This window comes from Clostridium oryzae (assembly GCF_002029235.1).
In the GTDB taxonomy this organism is placed as follows: Bacteria; Bacillota; Clostridia; order Clostridiales; family Clostridiaceae; genus Clostridium_AE; species Clostridium_AE oryzae.
Genome location: NZ_MZGV01000001.1, coordinates 234,299 through 255,138 on the forward strand (window position 1 = coordinate 234,299; position 20,840 = coordinate 255,138).

Sequence of the window (20,840 nt, forward strand, 5' to 3'; positions counted from 1 at the left end):
GGAGGTACGGAAATGGAGCTAACATACACCAATAGAGACGGAGAGAGCATTACGCTTAAGCAAAGCCGACCGTACTTTCTTACAAAGATAGATGGTACTGGCAACATCCGTCAAACTGTCAACACTTTCAAGGCGCCAGACCAAGATGGCGCTTTTTATATTTCCTCCACACTAGATATGCGAAACATAACGATTGAGGGTACGGTTGTTGCTGATACTCCCGATGAAGCTTATAAAAGGAGACAACGCTTCCTTCAAATATTCAGTCCCAAGCTATTAGGGACTCTTCAATACCGTGACCGACAGATATCCTGTGTGGTGGAGGAGGCAGGTTTTAGTGTTTCTAATCGGCAACGAATACCAAACTTCTTTGTCAGTCTACTCTGTCCATCCCCTTTCTTTGAGACATTAGATGAGGTACGAGAGGAACTGGCATCATGGATACCGCTATTTGAGTTTGAGTTGGAAATTCCAATGACTGGGATGGAGTTCGGAATGCGTCAACCTAGCCAAATCATTACAGTGGAAAATATCGGGGATGTATCTTGTGGATGTGAGATTGTATTCCGAGCCTTAGGTACTGTGTCGAACCCTGAACTATTAAACATAGACACGGGAGAATATATCCGACTTCTCACTACAATGAGCGCTGGGGATGAACTTCGTGTATATACCCACTTCGCTGGTAAGCGTGTGGTCCAGATTGATGGGTCAACGATTACAAATGCTTTTTCACTGTTGGATACCAATTCGGTGTTCTTTCAACTCGCGGCAGGTCTTAATACACTGCGATACGATGCTTCAGTCAATATGGAACTGTTAGAGGTTAGTATTTACTTTCGTCCGCAGTTTCTGGGGGTGTAAAGATGGAACTGTATATCTACAATTCAAACCGAGAGCTTGTGGGCATTGTGGAGTCCTTCGAGTACTTACGCTGGACGAGACGCTATTCTCAGTGTGGCTCATTTGAGTTAAAGGCAATTGCAACTACGGAAAATACAGAACTATTAAAGGAAGGAAATATCATCTGGAAAAATGATGATGAGGAAGCGGGGATCATCGAACATCTAGAACTTTCTCAAACCGAGCATGAAATTATTACTGCAAGTGGACGTTTTACAACTTCTTTTCTCTCCCGCCGCATTGTTTGGCAAACGGAGAAATTGTCTGGTGACATTTCTGCCTGTGTGGAGCAACTGATAAACAACAATCTTATCAATCCTTCTGATACAGCAAGGAAGATTTCGAACCTATCCTTTTCTGCTCCAAACTTAAATGTTCCTATTAGCACACAGGTATCGTATCGAAATTTAATGGATGCCGTGACGGGACTATGTGTTGCTTCGGATATTGGCATTAAGACCGTATTCACTCCTGCGACAGGGGTTTTTACTGTGGCATTGTATAGAGGAACGGAATCACAAGCGGTTTTTTCTAAGGAATTTGAAAACCTTACGGAACAGATTTACACAATAAGTGCTGGAGATTATGCCAACACCGCTCTCGTTGGTGGTGAAGGAGAAGGTACAGATCGAACCTTTGTTGCGATTACAAGTGGCTCAGGTGAGACAAGACACGAAATTTTTGTGGATGCTAAGGATTTGCGAGAGGAAGACTTTGGCTCTGATTACATTGATACACTGATCTTTCGGGGGCAAAGTAAGCTGAGTGAGCAAGCCATACGCTATTCATTTGATACATCGGTCAATCCACACGGCAATTTGACATATAAAACAGATTTTGATCTTGGTCAGACCGTCAAAGTTATTTCCAAAGCGTGGGGTGTATCCATGACGACACGTATCACCGAAGTCGAAGAAACTTATGACGCAGATGGCCAGAGCATTAGTGTAGTGTTCGGAAAATCTGAGTTGACAATCGCACAAAAAATTCGCTCCGACTTGAGTGAAGTTAAAACAGCAATAATGGCACCAACTGGCATATCCGAAATTGCACAGGCTTTAGGAACTGTGGAGGAAACGCTGGAAACTGTAGAGGAAACCTTGGGAGACTTGACGGAGGTAGATTCAGAGATTCAAGGAGACAACGTTGCATCTACTATCAACAATCTGTATGGAAAACTGCCTGCACTCGAAATTAATGTTGGCGGAGGTACTGTGTCGATTGGTCAATATGCGTTGCACCAGATGAACCCTGGAGATGCCTTTTATTTCACCTCATGGAGCGGCAATAAGTTTAGTGACCAGCCAAATGACGACGGTCATGTCTTTTTAGTAAAGCATAACGGGGATAACACGGGGAATGGCTTTCAAAGGGCAATGGGTTTCTTTATTTCTCGTAATACCATGACATTTTATGTGATTTCTATTTTCGTATTTAACAATCCTTCTGGTCAAGCAAACTGGCTTAATATCAATAATGAACCTGTCACTACTTCAAGGATTGCCAATGGAGCAGTCACCGGTTTGAAAATGGCAGGCCGAACAATTACAGCTGCCAAAATGGTATCCTCCTTTAGCGACTACTCAACTACAGAACAAAACACAGGGCGGTTATGGATAGATGGCAAGACGATTTATCGTAAAGAGATAAATCTCGGTTCGCTTACGGATACAACACCAAAACATGTACCTCATGGTATAGCAAACCTAAGCACTGTTGTCAGTTTATCCGGTTTTGTCACGAATGGGAATATTTTCTTACCACTACCTCTTGCTCGGTATAACAACTTCGCATCGCAAATTGGACTCTTCGTGAATATGACCGACATTGTTGTCGAACCAGGAAATGATAGAACAGCATATACAGGCTATGTAGTTATAGAGTACACAAAAACAGCTTAGAAGGAGGGAATAATTAATGGAGAAAAGTGGTTTTTTCAACTCATCCGATGGAGATAGAGTTTATGATGCAACGGACTTTGCTGCCTATTTTGGAAGCCTTGTCTCGAACGGTGTATTTTATGCCATACCAACAAACCTTCTGGTTTCTCCTGGGATTGGGTTGGCAGTCAGCATAGCATCGGGCAGTGCATGGATTAATGGTTATCGATATGAAAATACGAATCTTTTAAATAAACCTCTTGCTACAGCAGACGGAAGCAATCCTCGCATAGACAGGGTTGTGGTTCGGTTAAGTCAAATTACGAGAAACATTCAGATTGCCATTGTCACGGGTACTCCCACAGTATCACCCGTAGCCCCAGAGTTGACAAGAACAAGCGATGTCTATGAACTTGGCATTGCTGATGTTCTAGTACCTTCGGCTGCTACCTCAATTTCAGCAAATAACATTATAGATACACGATTAAATACTAGTCTTTGCGGATTGGTAAACTCGCTAGTTTCGGCTGTTTATGAATAGGAGGTGAATGTAAGTGGCGGATATTAACGGAATAACTCTGCAGGCGGGTTCTAGCCCGACCGTCCATTACACAATTACTTATACCAAAAGCCGTCTAAATAATAGTCAGATGAGATACAACTTCACCATATCCGCTGCGTTGGGTTCATCAGGTTCCTTTATTCGTAGTGGTTATGCATTGCTTTGTACTATGACTGTAAATGGATCTTCTTCACAGGTACGTATTAAAGCGGCGGACGGAGATAACTGGGAAGGGACCACACCAAGGCTCAGATATGTTTCGGTGACCTGTGCTTCTACTACAGGTAATGCAACCCAGCCAGTCACATTTAAAGTGGTATCTGATGGACGATTGCCATTATCTTCTGGGGTAATTACAAATTCAAGCTATACGGTATTAAGTTCTCCATTGCTTACTACAGCTTGTGGAGCCCCAACATCTTGTACGGTTTCTCCAACACTTGCGGAAGGGAATGTGACTCTTTCTTGGAGCGGTGCTTCTGGGGGGATCAATAATACAATTTCTAGTTACGAGATTCAATATAGTGATTCCACCGATAATGTCACATGGGGAGCGTGGACTGCCTTGACTACGCTGACCACCACAGCAACAAGTGGTAGTGTATCGGTTGCACCGCCTCCTACCCGGGGTAATTACCGAAGATTTCGTGTACGAACCCGTGGTACAGCAGGGGCTAGTTATTACTCTAGCTGGAAAGTATCCACAAATAGTGTCCGCAGGAATACGGTGCCTAAGCCAGCAACGACTGCTGTTGCCTCCCCTGCGGCATATAGTAATGAGACTATCACACTTACTTGGAGCGGAGCGTCCAGTGGTACCAGTCCAATTAAGGGATATCAAATTGCCAGTCGCACATCCACGGATAACAGCACATGGAGTGCGTGGAATGTGTTGACCATGTTGACATTGGCAGCAAGCGGTGGTAGCTATAATCCAATTGTATCGAGGACCCCAGGAACATATACACAATTTGGTATTTGGACAATTGACACATTTGATGTTTACTCAATAGAGAAAATCAGTAATAGCATTTATTGCAACATCACTGCCTGTGCAGCACCGACTGCCTGCACGGTAAGTGCAACATTATCTGAAGGAAACGTTACTCTTTCGTGGAGTGGGGCATCTGGTGGCGCAGGTAATCCCATCACTTCCTACGAAATACAATATAGTGATTCGCCAGATAATAGCAATTGGGGTGCTTGGATGGCATTGGCGATAGTCAATACTTCTGCAACAAGCAGTATTTTAAATGTCAGTCCACCTGCTACACGTGGTCATTATCGTCGGTTCCGAATAAGAACCCGTGGTACAGCTGGAGAGGATTTTTACTCAGGCTGGACTATTACCAGTAATACTGTTCGTAAAAACATACTACCAATACCGCCGACTTCTTTTACTGCAAACCCTCCTATCTATGAAGTAAATACAATAAACCTTTCGTGGAGTGGAACGGTACCTGGAACCAGCTCCATCAAGCAATATGTTATTCAACAGGCTACTTCGATAGATGGACTAAATTGGTCTGCTTATGAAGCACTGACGACAGTTATTTCCAATGCGACTTCAGGCACTCTTCAGGTAAATGCCTCACAGGTTGCCGGTAGATATACTCGTTATCGAATCAGCGTCACAGATGCACTTGATGCAGTGTCTGCCTATGTTGTTAGTAACGTGGTAAAGAAAAACAGCCCGCCTGTAGCACCGATAGTGGACTGTCCAATGTCTGGCAATTTTACTTATAATGCTACACCGCGTTTTATGATTACAACAGGAATTGAACCAGATGGACAAACACAAATAGTGGAGGTAAGGATTGACTCTGGTCCATGGCAAAACAGCGTAGACAATCCTGAGCGGTTTTCTGTAAGCGGCTATCTTGGTAATGGGGTCAAGACAATTTACCAAGCTGAACCGCTTTCTGCAGGTAATCATACGGTTACCTTCCGTTGTCTTGACAGTGATATCGAATCAGCAAGTATAGAAGTTGTTCGTACTTTTACGATATTGGCATTACCTTTTGAAATCATCACTCCAAATGTGACGCATGTAAAGGCAGCACATATTCAGACGCTTCGAACTGCTGTAAATAGGGTGCGTAGCTATTACAATCTGTCCCCTATGACTTGGAAAGAGGAGATTATTGCAGGAAAGACCACTATTAAGAATTGGGCATTTCATATCGTTGAAATACGCAAGGCTATTGATGCGATTGTTGTAATGGTTAATGGTTTTGATTCTTCGCAGGCATTCGATATACCACCAGTCACATGGCTACCTATCGGTACAGGACGACCAAAAGCGGATGTGATGCAACAAATTCATGATCTAATTCAAATAATGTAAAGGTAACATTCAGCGCTCTTGTCATTTGCAGGGGCGCTTTTCTATATGGAAAAACACGAAATGGAGGTGTCTATTAATGAAAGAGATTTGGAATTGGATACAGCTGGCTATTGCCGCTGTCGGTGGATTTCTTGGATGGTTTCTCGGAGGTTATGATGGATTTCTTTATGCGTTGGTTGCCTTTGTTGTCATTGATTATGTAACGGGAGTGCTTTGTGCCATTGTGAATAAAAAGCTGTGCAGTGAAATTGGTGCTAAGGGAATTTTCAAAAAGGTGTTTATCTTTGCAATGGTAGGTATTGCTCATATTATCGATACACAAATTTTAGGTAGCATTGGAGACAATAGTGGAGCCTTACGCACAGCAGTAATCTTTTTCTACCTGAGTAATGAAGGAGTATCCATTTTAGAGAATGCTGGTCATATTGGACTACCCATCCCAGAGAAACTAAAATCAGTTCTACAGCAATTACATGGACGTGATCAAGAACCCCGTAAGCCAGGTGATGAAGTATGATTGACATAACGAGAGCAGTAACGGTGTTCATCGGCCGCAGAGGTGAACATCACTATCGAAATATTGAGTTTGATGTATCCAGCTTATTGGAAGAAAAATACCCCAGTGCCTCGTTAAATGCAATTTACAAAAGACCGGATGGTAATGCTTATCCAGTGATCACGAGCTATGCTGACGGAGTTCTTACATGGTCGCCCAGCGCAACGGATACATCGACTGTTGGTGTTGGTCGTCTAGAAATTAGGGTTACTTACGGAGATGTGGTTGGAAAAAGCATTCAGATATTAACCATCGTTGAGGATGCCCTTGAAGATGGAATTGCCGAGCCGCCCGAACCTCCTGCACAGGAATGGCTTAATCAGGTTCTTTCTGCATTAGCTGAACTAGATGTTAATGAAATAAATAGTCTACTAAATCTCATCTACAGCCTGTTAAATAATAACTACAATTTGCTAAATACCACACACGGTCTAATCGAGGATATACGAGACACACTATACACTCGGACTGGAATTATCCTTAACCATTTGCACCCGATAGAAAGTGCTACTGCACCGGACATGGTAAGCCGGAGAGCATCCATAACATTCACAGGCATAAATAGCGGTAACAACGTAGTACTTGGCACGGCAACCTATACATTTGTTACATCCTTGGGCAGTCCAACAGCAAACAATGTGCAGGTGCTAATCCAAGGTACCCTCCGCAATACAGTTAAGAAACTTGCCGAAGCCATAAGGGGTATTCAAGATGTAGAGAACATTGCATATGGGTCAGGAACATCACCAAACCCAGCAAGTACAGCCTATTGGACGAGCCGAGTTTTCTCCATTGGTGAAGTTACTATTCCTTCTGGTGAGAGTCTATTCTTATTGGAAAGAGCGGAAAATGCTACGACACCATTGACCATCACCTCTACCGCAACAGCTACTATCAACGCATTTACCAGAGCAAGCTATTTGAGATATGTCTTAAGCGGTAATACTACAGGTGGGAGCGGTATTAACAGTATTCGAGGACCTTTGCAAACATTATTGCCCATTGGTAGCGTGGTTATAGGCGGGCAGGGTAGATTGCTTTATCCAACAGCTTATGATTGTCATTTAGTTACCCTTTGCCGCCAATCGGATACGAGTGAAAAAGAACTAGACCTATATATTTCAAATGATGAAGTGAACTTTACCAGAATCTCACGTAGCACACCTATAGGTGCCGATAGTTCAAACGCTGGGATGCATATTCATATTCAAATGCGTCAAAGTCGGGTGCCTTCAGGTTATGGACTGTATATCAGTATGGGAAGTGATGGAACATCGGCGAGTGCTTTTTGTGATTTGAAGTTTACCTATCATCTATACCCTGTGGCTCTTGCATCTGACACAAACTCTTGATTAGTGAGGTGATCTTAATGAATCTGCATAAGTTAATACTTACAAATAATGCCTGTTTCAAAGCAGGAAAAACAATATTACCGAAGGGCATCATGGTTCACTCAACCGGAGCTAACAACCCGTGGCTCAAGCGATATATTGGACCGGATGATGGCTTGCTAGGAAAGAATCAATACAACAACCATTGGAATCAAGACAAACCTGGAGGCCGTCAAGTATGTGTCCATGCCTTTATTGGTAAATTAGCAGATGGCTCCATTGCAACCTATCAAACATTGCCTTGGAATCACCGAGGTTGGCATGCTGGAGGAGCTGCGAACAATACTCATATTGGATTTGAAATTTGCGAGGACGGTTTGACCGATGCCTCGTATTTTTCTGCTGTTTATAAGGAAGCTGTGGAGCTTTGTGTTTATCTTTGCAAACTCTACGGGTTTAGTGAAAAAAATATCATCTGTCACAGCGAAGGTTATAAACGAGGCATTGCCAGTAACCATGGGGATGTGATGCACTGGTTTCCTAAACATGGGAAGAGCATGGATACCTTTCGAGCGGATGTGAAGAAACTATTAAGTGCTGAAAATAAACCAGTAGACACGGTGAAAAAGAAATATTACCGTGTGCAGATTGGTGCTTATACTGACAGTGCAAATGCTGAGGCACAGCTTGCCAAAGCTAAAAAGGCAGGCTTTACCGATGCATTTATTAAGTATGATTAACAAATGGAGCGAGTTAAAAATCATCGAGATTCCTAAATAAAATATTAAACTATTAATTTATCTAGCCTGTGGGGGTTCTTTCCTTGCAGGCTCTTTTTTTATGCCTTGATTTAATTAAATTCTACAAATCCTCAACTTCGACCTGTTCCCACGGCTATTAGGTAGGAGGTGATTCCTAGTGAATCAGCACGAGGATAAAAAAGTTACGAAGATCTCGGATGAGGTTATAGACAAAAGCACCACCGCACTTAAGAGAGTATCACAGGAACAGTTACAACGTGAGTTTGATTATATCCAGGCAGAAAAATTGCTGAGAAAGATGCTCGAAAAAGGCTTAATAACTGAAGTAGAATTCAACAAGATAGATGCACTTAATCGACAAACATTCTCCCCCTTTTTAGCTGAGATAATGCCCTGAAAACGTTGATATATAAGGGTTTCAGAGGTAATATGTGACCTACCAAGAGGGAGGTGAGAGGATGAAAAAGATAACGAAAATAGAAGGGAATCTAGCCAACTCTTTTATTAAGCCAAAAACACGAGTGGTTGCCTACTGCCGAGTTTCAACAGATAGTAATGAACAGCTAGTCAGCTTGCAAGCACAAAAGGCCCATTATGAGACCTACATAAAGGCGAATCCAGAATGGGAATATGCAGGCTTATATTATGACGAGGGAATCAGTGGCACGAAAAAGGAAAACCGCTCTGACCTGCTTAGAATGTTATCAGACTGTGAAACTGGGAGAATTGACTTAATCATTACAAAGTCCATCAGCCGATTTGCGAGAAATACTACAGACTGCTTGGAGATGGTTCGAAAACTGATAGACCTTGGGGTTCATATCTATTTTGAGAAGGAAAATATTAATACGGGTTCAATGGAAAGTGAATTGATGCTCTCTATTTTAAGTGGGCTTGCAGAAAGTGAGTCAATTTCCATTTCAGAAAATACGAAGTGGGCCATTCAAAGACGATTTCAAAACGGAACCTTTAAAATTTCCTACCCGCCATATGGGTATCAAAACATGGATGGTCAAATGATAGTAATCCCTAAGCAGGCTGAAATTGTAAAGTATATTTTTGCAGAAGTATTATCGGGAAAAGGCACACAGAAAGTTGCAAATGATCTTAATCAAAAGGGTATCCCATCAAAAAGAGGTGGTCGTTGGACAGCTACTACGATTAGAGGGATTTTGACCAATGAAAAATATACTGGCGATGTACTTTTGCAAAAGACATATACTGACAGCCATTTTAACAGGCACACCAATTACGGTGAGAAAAATATGTATCTAATAGAAAACCATCATGAGGCAATTATCAGCCATGAAGATTTTGAAGCTGTGGATGTTGTTCTCAATCAGAGAGCAAAGGAAAAAGGCATCGAAAAGCGCAATGAAAAATATCAAAACCGCTATTCTTTTTCTAGCAAAATTATCTGCTCGGAATGCGGCAGTACCTTTAAAAGACGGATTCATTCATCTGGAAGAAGATATATTGCTTGGTGCTGCAGTAAGCATATAAGCAATATAACGGAATGTTCTATGCAGTTCATTCGAGATGAAGATATAAAGACTGCATTTGTTACGATGATGAATAAACTCATTTTCGGTCAGAAATTCATAATAAGACCACTTTTAAATGGGTTACGTAACCAAAACAATGCAGCAAGTTTTCGTAGAATCGAAGAGTTGGAAAATAAGATTGAAAACAACATGGAGCAAAGCCAGATGCTGACGGGCTTAATGGCCAAAGGATATTTGGAACCTGCTCTATTTAATAAAGAAAAGAATTCACTGGAAGCAGAAAGAGAAAATCTTCTTGCTGAAAAAGAGCAACTTACTTATTCAGTCAACGGCAATTTTGCAAAGGTAGATGAGGTTGACCGTCTGCTTAAGTTTGCGACTAAGTCCAAAATGCTTACAGCCTATGAGGATGAGCTGTTTGAAAATTACGTAGAAAAGATTATTGTTTTTTCACGAGAGGAAGTTGGATTTGAATTGAAATGTGGAATCACATTGAGGGAAAGGTTGGTGAATTAGATGGGGCACACACCCTATGGATATAGAATTGAAGATGGAAAGGCTGTTGTAGATGATATAGCAGCAGAACAAGTAAAAGAATTATTTTCAGGATACTTGGCAGGACTTTCTTTGAAGGGAGCTGCTAAAGGAGCTGGGATAGACTGCTACCATGCCACTGCAGGAAAGATGTTGCAGAATAAGCACTACCTTGGAGATGAATTCTACCCTCCAATTATTGATAAGGAAACCTTCGAAAAAGCTAAAGTAGAAAAACGAAAACGAGCAGAAAAACTCGGAAGGATATGGGAGCCTAAAGATGAACCGGAAAGGGATTACCCTGTAAAGTTCAAAGCAAAACCTCTGGCGCAAAAATATGACGATCCATACAAGCAGGCAGAATATGCCTACAGTTTGATAGAAAGCGAGGTGTAACAAGTGGCAGTTAGTAGGAATGTAACAGTGATTCCGGCAATTAAACGAGTCGGAAATAATAAAAATAGTGAAAGCAAACCCAAAATACGAGTGGCTGCCTACTGTCGTGTTTCAACGGATAGTGAGGAGCAGGCTTCAAGCTATGACATTCAGATTGAGCATTATACAAATTATATTAAGAAGAACAAGGAATGGGAATTGGCAGGTATTTTTGCGGATGACGGCATCACAGGTACAAATACAAAAAAGCGTGATGAATTCAACCGCATGATTGAAGAGTGTATGGCAGGCAATATTGACATGATCATCACAAAATCCATCAGCCGATTTGCGAGAAACACCTTGGATTGCCTTAAATATATCCGTCAGTTAAAGGACAAAAACATAGCGGTATTCTTCGAGAAAGAGAATATCAACACTATGGATTCTAAGGGTGAAGTATTGTTGACCATCATGGCATCCCTTGCCCAACAAGAAAGCCAATCCTTAAGCCAGAACGTTAAGCTGGGTATTCAGTATCGATATCAGCAAGGTGAAGTACAGGTCAACCACAAGCGTTTCCTTGGATATACCAAGGATGAAAATAAACAGCTAGTGATTGATCCAGAGGGCGCTGAGGTTGTTAAACGGATTTACAGGGAGTACCTTGAAGGAGCCAGCCTTTTACAGATAGCAAGAGGACTAGAAGCAGACGGTATTCTAACAGCGGCGGGAAAAGCCAAATGGAGACCAGAAACATTGAAAAAGATACTGCAGAACGAAAAATACATTGGTGATGCCCTTCTACAAAAAACATATACGGTTGATTTCCTTTCTAAAAAGCGAGTCAAGAATAACGGCATCGTTCCCCAATATTATGTAGAAAACAGCCATGAACCTATCATTCCACGTGAGCTTTTTATGCAAGTTCAAGAAGAGATGGTTCGAAGAGCAAATCTTCGCGGTGGGAAAGGCGGTAAAAAGCGAGTTTACAGTAGTAAGTATGCTTTATCGAGTATTGTTTACTGCGGACAGTGCGGTGATATTTACCGACGGGTACATTGGAATAACCGAGGCTACAAGTCTATTGTTTGGAGATGCGTCAGCCGTTTGGAGGAGAAGGACTCTGAATGCACTGCCCCTACGATAAATGAGGAAACATTGCAGACAGCAGTGGTTAAGGCTATTAACGAACTTTTGGCTAACAAAGAACCCTTCCTCCAGGCGCTACAGAAAAACATAGCTACTGTATTTAATGAAGAAAATGATAATGCCACTGATGACATTGATAGCAAATTGGAAGAATTACAACAACAGCTTCTTGTCCAAGCAAAGTCCAAGAATGACTATGAAGATGTGGCTGATGAAATCTACCACCTTCGAGAATTGAAGCAAAATGCACTTGTTGAAAATGCAGAGCGTGAAGGAAAAAGGCAACGAATCGCTGAAATGACTGATTTCTTTAATGAACAATCCTGTGAGTTAGAGGAATATGATGAGCAGTTAGTAAGGAGGCTTATAGAAAAAGTTACGGTATTTCATGATAAGTTCGCCGTTGAATTCAAATCAGGAGTCGAGATTGATGTAGAAGGGTAATCTTTAGAAAGAGAACAGAAGAATTATATTGGATTTTTAAAGATAATATGATATAATAAAACGACTTGGAGGTGGAAGAATGTATAACTTTTCTTGCTAATTATATGATGCATAATAAGATATTTAAAGAAACGGCTATAGAACCGTTTGTTTTGTTATGCAAATTGCAAGAAAGTTAAGTATTCTACACTCAATAATACATTACAGTAACCTTATGTTATGTATAACAAAAGGTAATAATAGTATTTGTTTTTGAGCCGTAAGAATTTACTTTCTTGCGGCTTTTAATATTTGTAAAAGAAAGGAAGATAAACGTGATAGACAATGATACTATGTCATTCATGACAAAATCCTTGCAGAGTTGGATAACATTATAGAGTAATTAATGCCGAAAACCGACTTTGCTTATAAAATTTTTATAATGTAAAGGAGGAAGAAATATATGTCCTTAATAAATGTTTCAAATCTAACTTTTTCATATGAAGGAAGTTATGACAATATTTTTGAAAATGTAAGTTTTCAGATAGATACAGATTGGAAACTCGGTTTTATTGGAAGAAACGGACGCGGTAAAACTACTTTCTTAAATTTACTGCTTGGCAAATATGCGTATTCCGGCAATATAAGTTCTACAGTTAAGTTTGAGTATTTTCCTTATGATGTGGAAGATAAGAGTCTATATACAATTGAAGTAATGAAGAGTATTTGTACGGAATGTATGGATTGGGAGATTTTTCGTGAAATATCATTGCTTGATGTTCAAGAAGATGCTTTATATCGTCCGTTTAATACATTGTCAAATGGTGAGCAAACAAAGGTCCTTCTTGCAGCTTTATTCCTTACAGCGAGTTGTTTCCTGCTTATTGATGAACCTACAAACCATCTTGACATCGATGCACGTAATGTAGTGCAAAACTATTTGAAACGCAAGAAGGGGTTTATTTTGGTATCTCATGATAGAAGCTTACTTGATCAATGTGTTGACCATATACTATCTATCAATAAAACGAATATCGAAATCCAAAAGGGAAATTTTACTTCTTGGTGGGAGAACAAAACGTTACAAGATAATTTTGAACTGGCAGAAAACAAGAAACTCCTTAAAGAAATAGGAAGGTTGTCTTATGCAGCAAAACGTAGTTCAAACTGGTCAAATAAAGTAGAAAAAAGTAAATATGGAACAACAAATTCTGGTTCAAAACTGGATAAGGGTTATGTTGGACATAAGGCTGCAAAAGCGATGAAACGTGCCAAAAATATTGAGTCAAGACATCAGGAAGCCGTTTTACAAAAATCAGAACTGCTCCACAACATTGAACAATATGATGACTTAAAAATTTCACCACTTGAATTTCACAAAGAGTGCTTAATAGAAGCGAATGATTTATCATTGTCTTATGGAGATAAAGAAGTATGCAGTAATCTTAATTTCAGAGTCAATATTGGTGATAGAGTTGCCATTATCGGAAAAAATGGGAGTGGTAAGTCTAGTATCCTAAAATTGATTAATGGAGATGATATTAAATTTACCGGAAATTTTATGCTAGCAAGTGGACTAAAAATTTCTTATATTTCGCAAGATACTTCATATTTAAAAGGTAATCTATCTGAATTTGCCTATAATAATAAGATCGATGAAACTCTATTTAAAACGATTCTTCGTAAACTGGATTTTAATAGAGAGCAGTTTGATAAGAACATGGTGGATTTTAGTGCTGGTCAGAAAAAGAAAGTACTAATTGCTAAAAGCCTTTGTGAAAGTGCACATTTGTATATATGGGATGAGCCATTGAACTATATTGATATTTTTTCACGTATCCAAATTGAAAAAATGATTTTGGAATATTGTCCTACACTATTGTTTGTGGAGCATGATGATGCTTTTTGCAATAATATTTGTACGAAAAATATTAATTTAGGTTTGTAGAGATTTTGAGTTGCCACAATAACTAAAAGATATTTACATGAAAGGGTGAAGAAATGTTAAAACAAAAAGAATTAATTGCAAACGTTAAGAATCTTACTGAGTCAGATGAACGAATTACAGCTTGTATGATGTATGGATCGTTTACCAAAGGAGAAGGTGACCAATACTCTGATATAGAGTTCTATATATTTTTGAAAGATAGTATAACCTCGAACTTTGATTCATCCAACTGGTTGTTTGACGTAGCTCCGTACTTGATGCTTTATAAAAATGAGTACGGAACAGAGGTAGTTATTTTTGATAATCTTATACGTGGGGAATTTCATTTCCTTTCTGAAAAAGATATGAACATAATCCCCTCGTTTAAAGATTCAGGTTATATTCCTGATACGAAGGCTATGCTTATTTACGATGAAACAGGGCAATTAGAAAATTATTTATCAGAGATAAGTGGTGCAAGACCAAATAGACTTACTGAAGAAAATGCTAATTTTTTGTTGTGTAATTTCTCTAATCTATGGTTGATGGGAATAAACGTTCTAAAAAGAGGAGAATATGCTCGTTCATTAGAACTCTTATCACAACTTCAAAAAAATACACTACAACTTATACGTATGGCAGAAAAAAATGCTGATAATTGGCTAAACATGAGTAAAAACCTTGAAAAAGAAATTAGCCTTGAAAATTATAAAAAATTTGCAAAGACCACTGCTCGATTAGATAAGGTAGAATTATTTGAAGCCTATAAAAATTCTTTGCTATTAGTTATGGATTTGCAAAGTCACCTTATTGAACAATACAACTTAAAAGTTACACATGACATTTTAGAAAGATTGTTGAATTACATTAGTGAATAGGAGAGTAACGTTATTTACAGTATTGGGTACTGAAAATTAACAGCATACCTCAGTTTTTCAAAAAACAGCGAAGCCTATGGATATGTTTCCGTCTACCGATAGTGTAAAAAACGCAGTAGATATGTTTCCGAGAACGGACATAATCAAATGACATTCATTCTATCCTCTCAAGCCATGTTGAGACGGTTGTATTGATGTCACGCATATCTGGCAATTCGTAAATTTCAAAAACACAATATCTTGTGTCTTGAGGCTTGAAATATATTATTATAGCCTACTTATCATTTTATCGTAAGAGAACACATAGATAGGCTAAACAAAGATGAGGAGGTGGACTGATGGATTCAAAAATCTGGTATATTCCGGCAAAAAGCGACCGCTTTGAAAAGCCTGTCTGTATTTATTGCAGGGTCAGTACAACCAAAAAAGAACAGTTGTATAGCCTTGTTGTGTAGATTTCCGCTTTAACAAGAGCAGTTGCAAACGTCAGTCAGTGGAGATTGACAGATGTGGATATTGGATCAGCCAAAGGCGACGTTCCACGTCGAGAATTTGAGCGATTGAGGAATGCGAAGCTCACAACATCTCTGTTGTTCTGATAAAAAGCATCAGCAGGTTTGGCAGAGATACCGTTGAAACAACTTTCTGCATTAAACAGATTAAAAGCTGCCAGAGTCAGGGTGATTTTTGAGCAGGAGAATGTGGATACCGATGAGGTTGACAGCAATCTTATGATTTCAGCGATGGAGCCTGTTGCGTAGGCAGAAAATGAAAGTCGCAGCGAAAATATCCGTATTGGACTTGCACATTTAGAGCAGCAAACGGTACATCAGAATTTTATAAGCGAAAGCTGTACGGATATGCCAAGGGCAAAGATGGTGAGCTTGTTATTGATGATGAACAGGCAAAGGCGGTTCGAGATATCTTCCGTTGGTATCTTGATGGTGCCAGTGTGCTTGACATTATCAAAAAGCTTTCGGATGAAGGTATTCCATCCCCTACCGGAAAGGAAAAGTGGAATAAGCGTGCTATTAAAAAGATGCTTGAAAATGAAAAATATATTGGTACTGTAACACTGTTGGATTCGGCTACACAAGAATATGAGTACCAGATGAAAGAGTGCATTCTATCGATTATTACCGAAAGTGATTTCAGGGCGGTACAGGAAGAAAAGAAGAAGCGAAGCAACATCATCACTGATGATCACGGCACGCATCGCAGCAGTAAAAAATATAGTTCGAAGAAGAGATAACAAAATTTGAATTTGAAGGAGGAAATACATCTTATGAATATCTTGGTGTTAAACGGTAGTCCACACCCTAATGGGAATACGGTAGCTATGATAAATGCGTTTGCAGAAGGTGCAAGGGAAAAAGGACACTCTGTTGAGGTTATCAATATTTACGGAAAGAAGATCACAGGATGTCTTGGATGTGAATACTGCCATAATAACGAATATGGTATATGTGTGCAAAAGGATGATATGCTGGAGATATACGAGGCTTTAGAGTCAACGGAGGTCATGATTCTTGCTTCCCCGATGTATTTCCACAATATCAGCGGGCCACTTCAGTCGGTGATAAGCCGAATTTACGCTATGGGCAAACTGAAACACCTTAAAAAGTGCGGTATGTTGCTAAGCAGCAGAATCGATGGGATATATGCAGGAATTACGGAAATCCACAGGACAACGGTAAGAATCATGGGCGTGGAAGATATTGGGATTATTACATCTGTTGGAGATGAAAACTCTGTTGCCGAGAGAAGAAAGGAAATCATTGAGGCAGGAATTGTATCAGGACAGGTGAATGAAGAAAAATCGAAGAAAAAGCTGGAAGAAATTCGTGAGTTCGGCAGGAATCTTTAACCTATTGAGCATACAGACAACTCCCAGTTTGCAGGACTGTTGGGCTTGCAAATAGCCTACTCTATCGAGACAACAGATTTTTGATACCCATTCTCGTAATTGAACCGTTTGATGAGAAAAACTGTAAGGCAATAGGAAAAGTACTTACAAAGGGAATTTGCTTGTAAACAAGACATTAACAGTTGGATGGAATTGCTAGAATTGGTTAAACATAATTTTCCGGGTTTAGAAAAGGAAGTTTATAAAAAAGGGCTTCAAGTAAGTATCATGGAAAAGGAAGCATTGGTAGCGAAAGAAAATGGACTAGTGATAGGGGCCTTAGCTTTTTCCAATGATAGTAAAGAACTAGTTTTTTTAGCGGTTGATCCAGAATATCGTAAAATGGGAATTACGCAGAATTTGATAAAAAAGATGGCATCTTTATTTCCAACAGGAACGCAGTTAAGTGTTATTACATATAGAGAAGATGACTTGCACGGGCGCGCTGCAAGAAAGCTGTATCAGAATTTCGGGTTTAAATGCGGTGAATTGCTTACAGTATTTGAATATCCATGTTAAAGATTGGTTTATACTGTTTGATAAACGTTTCAATCTACTAACCTGATATACTTATCAGAGCGAGTTTTTCTGATGGTTATCCTTCCGCCAAGGCTCTACCATGTTCAAACGACATCTTTTTTGATCGTTCAAGGCATGTGGAGGTTTGCGTTGAAATATGTCCAAGAGAATAAGAATTGATATAGTTCAATTTTTTGCTCATCCCATTTTCAATATCTGTTGGAGCGTAACCGACAATTGCCTTGGATATTTATTTTAAGCGTTATAAAGTTAGTTCATCGTATTGGAGTAATATAAATCGTAAATGGGGCATTTCTTTTCATAATATTTATTGCGGAAATTTTTATGAAAATTCTTGACCTTCCAGTAGCTGGACCTTTTAGAATGATATTATCATTATTTTAGGAGGATTTATTATGATACAAAATGTAATGGAAATAAGATGGAATGATCTGCAGGAAATGGATATGAATAAGACGGTTCTTTTTATAGGAATTGCTCCTATTGAGGAACATGGCAGACATTTACCACTAGGTGTTGATATTTATGAAACACAGTTTTGGATGGATAATACTATGAAGAAACTGGAAAACGAATTTAGTGAGTATACATTTATTACATTGCCTGTCATACCTTATGGTCATGCAGTAATGAATGGTTTTCGTGGTAATATTCACCTATCACAGAAATTGTTCTACGATTTGATTCTTGCTACACTTCGTAATGTGGTTGAATGGGGAGTTAAGAATATCATTGTGATTTCAGGACATGCTGATCCAAGGCATACAATTGCTATCGAGCAAGCCTGCGAAAGTATTAAAAAAGAGAGCGGTGTGATTGCTTTTGCCCCTATGGGAGCTATTTTTTCAGGTAAAGTTTTATTGAAAACAGAAGATGCTATATGTGTGGAGAAACAAATGAAACAATTTTCAGATGATTTTCATGCAGGATGGATTGAAACCTCAAATATGCTTGAAATCAGACCTGATCTTGTTCATGACAATTACAAGGATCAGCCAGATATTAAGATAAATGGAAGAGATATGATTATTCCACAAGTAGTCAGTGCTGCAACAAAAGATTATGGACATCTTGGATGTCCGAAAGAAGCTTCTAAAGAAATTGGGAGAATACTTAATGAATGGACGATACAGAGGATTATGCATTGTGTAGCAGCCTATCTCAGAAGAACAGATTATGATATATACGAGCATCATCAATTATACAATATTCCCTCATTAAGGGTTAAGGAGGAAAATTAAATGTATAGTATTGGCCAGTTTTCTGTAATGTTTCAATTAAATAAAAAAACCCTAAGATACTATGATGATATTGGATTATTTAAGCCGGCTTTTGTTGATAATAATAATCAATACAGATATTATAAAGAAGAACAGATTGCTGTGATGAAAGAAATTATTAGGCTTAAAGATATTGGAATTCCTTTGGATTTGATTAGTAAAATATTAAATAGTCAAGAGGACACGCAGATAACGGAGTGTTATGACATACGTTTACGTGAAATAGAGGAAGCGCAGAGTTTATTAGAAAAGCAAAAACAACTGATTCTCAATTATAAAAAACAGAGCGAATATATAACTGACAAACCCTCTTTTAATATTGAAAAGGGATACTTTATCGAAAAAGGTTTTGTTTACTATATGAGCATAAACTCCGGAATGGAAGATATACAAAAAAATATCGGACTATTTTATGAAAACGCAAAAGGAATTTACTTGAAAGGATCACATATTTTTAAAATGAATATTGATGAAAACTCTGATAGCATTTCGGAAATATTTGCTTATACCATTAACGAAGATAATGATAGAGTTCGAAATCAAGTAAGGGAATTATGTATTAAGGTCGAATGTGAAGAAATGAAGCTGAAAGCTGAAGGTTATCAAGCATTATTTGAATATGCAGAAAAAAATAGTTTATCAATTAAGAATATATACGAGAAATATAAAATGGAAAAAGGTAAAATGAGCCTAACAATATTAACAAGTATTGAATAATGAAAATTTACTTGAATTATTATTTTCAAAAAGGTACAATTGAAGGAATTAAGAAGTTGAACCGCGTTGTCTATGAGATGACAATTATCAAATTGTGTGGAAAATAAGGAGGATTGTAATGAGCATTGAATTTGGCATGCCCACTTTAATTGAACTGGCAGGTTTGGAGGAAAATGCTAAGCTTTGCAATGATACGGTTAAACAATCTTTAATAATTGCAAAGAGTTGGAAATTCCACTTTTAAACATGCATATGAATAAAGGGGTTTATTTTACGCTTTCAGATCAAAAAATATTTCTATTTGATAAATATCGAGATATATATTTAAAGAACATTCAATATTTCAAAGGTATGTGTGAAACTCTGATTGATGGGGACAACATCAATATAGCCATAGAAAATTCGGAAAAATATCTAAGAATCCTTGATTTTAGGCACTTTGAGAGGCTTTTTCAGTTTTCACAAAGTGACCGAAAAGGGAAGAAAAAAGCAATTTCTGATGGGATGAACGTGTCAGTGGTATTAGATATGGTGTCCGGGAACACATCTGAGTAAGGTTAATATTTTTACTATTTTTCATTATTCAACTAAATAAGAACATGTCGTGAGACCGTTTGTTTTCAAGCTAATTGAGAATGGATGGTCTCTTTTTGTTTTCAGAAATTTATTTTAGAAAGGACGTCGTTCCGGATATGGGTGCAAAAATGAAGGAGTATTCTTCTTCGCAAGAAGAGGTTCAGACAGAAGGCAATACGAATACACAGGTGGATGAAATCAAGAATTTAAGGCTAAATCAGCTAGTAAATTTCAAAGATCATCCGCCTTACCTACCTCATCTCTAAAATCCTAGACATGGTCGATGAAGGTAAAATAGCTTTCACAATAGCAGTAGAACTTTCTTATCTAAAGGAAGAAGAACAATATGAATTACATGCAGTTATGGATATAGAGCAGTGCACACCGTCATTGTCACAGGCAAATCGTTTGAAGCGAATGAGCCAGAAAGGAGAATTGGATACGGATGAAATGTACAATATCTTAGGAGAGGAAAAACCGAATCAGAGGGAACAGATTAAGAGCAGTGTTGCTCACAATATTAAAGTGGATAACAATGATCATTTTAGGAGCACTAAGACTGTGCCTAGAACTGGCAAAGGTTACGCTGCTTCTGTTTGGACTTGTTGCAAGAGTTTGACTTTGACGTTAGGTCAAGTGATATAATCATAGCAGAATGATAAGGAGGGAGGGTATGTGTCAACTAAA

General features: G+C 38.8%; 23 protein-coding genes. All 23 read left to right on the plus strand.

The features are described 5' to 3' along the window. The first annotated feature begins 12 nt into the window (after window positions 1-12). Window positions 13-864, plus strand: coding sequence for a phage tail family protein (locus tag CLORY_RS00955; protein ID WP_079421697.1), 852 nt, complete (start codon window positions 13-15; stop codon window positions 862-864). Window positions 865-866: 2 nt separating this feature from the next. Continuing rightward, window positions 867-2,804 (plus strand): siphovirus ReqiPepy6 Gp37-like family protein, encoded by a 1,938-nt coding sequence (locus CLORY_RS00960; RefSeq protein WP_079421698.1) that lies wholly within the window; start codon window positions 867-869, stop codon window positions 2,802-2,804. A gap of 16 nt (window positions 2,805-2,820) precedes the next feature. Continuing rightward, window positions 2,821-3,324, plus strand: a complete 504-nt coding sequence (locus CLORY_RS00965) for a hypothetical protein (protein ID WP_079421699.1) — start codon at window positions 2,821-2,823, stop codon at window positions 3,322-3,324. 13 nt (window positions 3,325-3,337) lie between these two features. After that, window positions 3,338-5,692, plus strand: a complete 2,355-nt coding sequence (locus CLORY_RS00970) for a hypothetical protein (protein ID WP_079421700.1) — start codon at window positions 3,338-3,340, stop codon at window positions 5,690-5,692. A 76-nt stretch (window positions 5,693-5,768) separates the two neighbouring features. Further along, complete coding sequence (locus CLORY_RS00975; RefSeq protein ID WP_079421701.1) at window positions 5,769-6,209, plus strand: phage holin family protein; 441 nt, start codon at window positions 5,769-5,771, stop codon at window positions 6,207-6,209. Beyond that, window positions 6,206-7,600 (plus strand): hypothetical protein, encoded by a 1,395-nt coding sequence (locus CLORY_RS00980; protein ID WP_079421702.1) that lies wholly within the window; start codon window positions 6,206-6,208, stop codon window positions 7,598-7,600. The genes CLORY_RS00975 and CLORY_RS00980 overlap by 4 nt, the downstream gene beginning before the upstream one ends. A gap of 17 nt (window positions 7,601-7,617) precedes the next feature. Continuing rightward, window positions 7,618-8,319, plus strand: a complete 702-nt coding sequence (locus tag CLORY_RS00985; protein ID WP_079421703.1) for an N-acetylmuramoyl-L-alanine amidase — start codon at window positions 7,618-7,620, stop codon at window positions 8,317-8,319. A gap of 178 nt (window positions 8,320-8,497) precedes the next feature. Then, window positions 8,498-8,737 carry an SHOCT domain-containing protein gene (locus CLORY_RS00990; protein ID WP_079421704.1) on the plus strand — a complete coding sequence of 80 codons (240 nt, stop codon included), beginning with the start codon at window positions 8,498-8,500 and terminating at the stop codon, window positions 8,735-8,737. Between the two features lie 61 nt (window positions 8,738-8,798). Beyond that, a complete protein-coding gene (locus CLORY_RS00995; RefSeq protein ID WP_079421705.1) occupies window positions 8,799-10,361 on the plus strand; it encodes a recombinase family protein in 1,563 nt (520 codons plus the stop codon). Beyond that, entirely contained in the window at window positions 10,362-10,775 is a 414-nt protein-coding gene (locus CLORY_RS01000; protein ID WP_079421706.1) for a recombinase family protein, read from the plus strand. A gap of 3 nt (window positions 10,776-10,778) precedes the next feature. Continuing rightward, the gene (locus CLORY_RS01005; protein WP_079421707.1) at window positions 10,779-12,350 is read left to right on the plus strand and encodes a recombinase family protein; all 1,572 of its coding nucleotides are present in this window, start codon (window positions 10,779-10,781) and stop codon (window positions 12,348-12,350) included. 442 nt (window positions 12,351-12,792) lie between these two features. After that, entirely contained in the window at window positions 12,793-14,277 is a 1,485-nt protein-coding gene (gene lsa(E) / locus CLORY_RS01010; RefSeq protein ID WP_002294513.1) for an ABC-F type ribosomal protection protein Lsa(E), read from the plus strand. 53 nt (window positions 14,278-14,330) lie between these two features. After that, entirely contained in the window at window positions 14,331-15,134 is an 804-nt protein-coding gene (gene lnu(B) / locus CLORY_RS01015) for a lincosamide nucleotidyltransferase Lnu(B) (protein WP_002294514.1), read from the plus strand. Window positions 15,135-15,766: 632 nt separating this feature from the next. Beyond that, window positions 15,767-15,895, plus strand: a complete 129-nt coding sequence (locus CLORY_RS23905; protein WP_278335291.1) for a hypothetical protein — start codon at window positions 15,767-15,769, stop codon at window positions 15,893-15,895. A gap of 191 nt (window positions 15,896-16,086) precedes the next feature. Further along, entirely contained in the window at window positions 16,087-16,386 is a 300-nt protein-coding gene (locus CLORY_RS23605) for a recombinase family protein (RefSeq protein ID WP_242954283.1), read from the plus strand. Between the two features lie 33 nt (window positions 16,387-16,419). After that, complete coding sequence (locus CLORY_RS01025) at window positions 16,420-17,001, plus strand: flavodoxin family protein (protein ID WP_079421708.1); 582 nt, start codon at window positions 16,420-16,422, stop codon at window positions 16,999-17,001. A 201-nt stretch (window positions 17,002-17,202) separates the two neighbouring features. After that, window positions 17,203-17,559 (plus strand): GNAT family N-acetyltransferase, encoded by a 357-nt coding sequence (locus tag CLORY_RS01030; RefSeq protein WP_242954284.1) that lies wholly within the window; start codon window positions 17,203-17,205, stop codon window positions 17,557-17,559. Window positions 17,560-17,975: 416 nt separating this feature from the next. Then, window positions 17,976-18,821: a creatininase family protein gene (locus tag CLORY_RS01035; RefSeq protein WP_139375937.1), complete on the plus strand. Its 846-nt coding sequence runs from the start codon at window positions 17,976-17,978 to the stop codon at window positions 18,819-18,821. Next, entirely contained in the window at window positions 18,822-19,577 is a 756-nt protein-coding gene (locus CLORY_RS01040; RefSeq protein WP_079421710.1) for a MerR family transcriptional regulator, read from the plus strand. Window positions 19,578-19,695: 118 nt separating this feature from the next. Then, on the plus strand, window positions 19,696-19,821 hold the full coding sequence (locus CLORY_RS23910) for a hypothetical protein (protein WP_278335292.1): 126 nt from the start codon (window positions 19,696-19,698) through the stop codon (window positions 19,819-19,821). Window positions 19,822-19,823: 2 nt separating this feature from the next. Further along, window positions 19,824-20,132 (plus strand): hypothetical protein, encoded by a 309-nt coding sequence (locus CLORY_RS01045; RefSeq protein WP_079421711.1) that lies wholly within the window; start codon window positions 19,824-19,826, stop codon window positions 20,130-20,132. A 137-nt stretch (window positions 20,133-20,269) separates the two neighbouring features. Continuing rightward, window positions 20,270-20,419 carry a hypothetical protein gene (locus tag CLORY_RS23160; protein ID WP_169911486.1) on the plus strand — a complete coding sequence of 50 codons (150 nt, stop codon included), beginning with the start codon at window positions 20,270-20,272 and terminating at the stop codon, window positions 20,417-20,419. Window positions 20,420-20,429: 10 nt separating this feature from the next. After that, window positions 20,430-20,798 carry a hypothetical protein gene (locus tag CLORY_RS23610; RefSeq protein WP_242954285.1) on the plus strand — a complete coding sequence of 123 codons (369 nt, stop codon included), beginning with the start codon at window positions 20,430-20,432 and terminating at the stop codon, window positions 20,796-20,798. The last annotated feature ends 42 nt before the right edge of the window (window positions 20,799-20,840 follow it).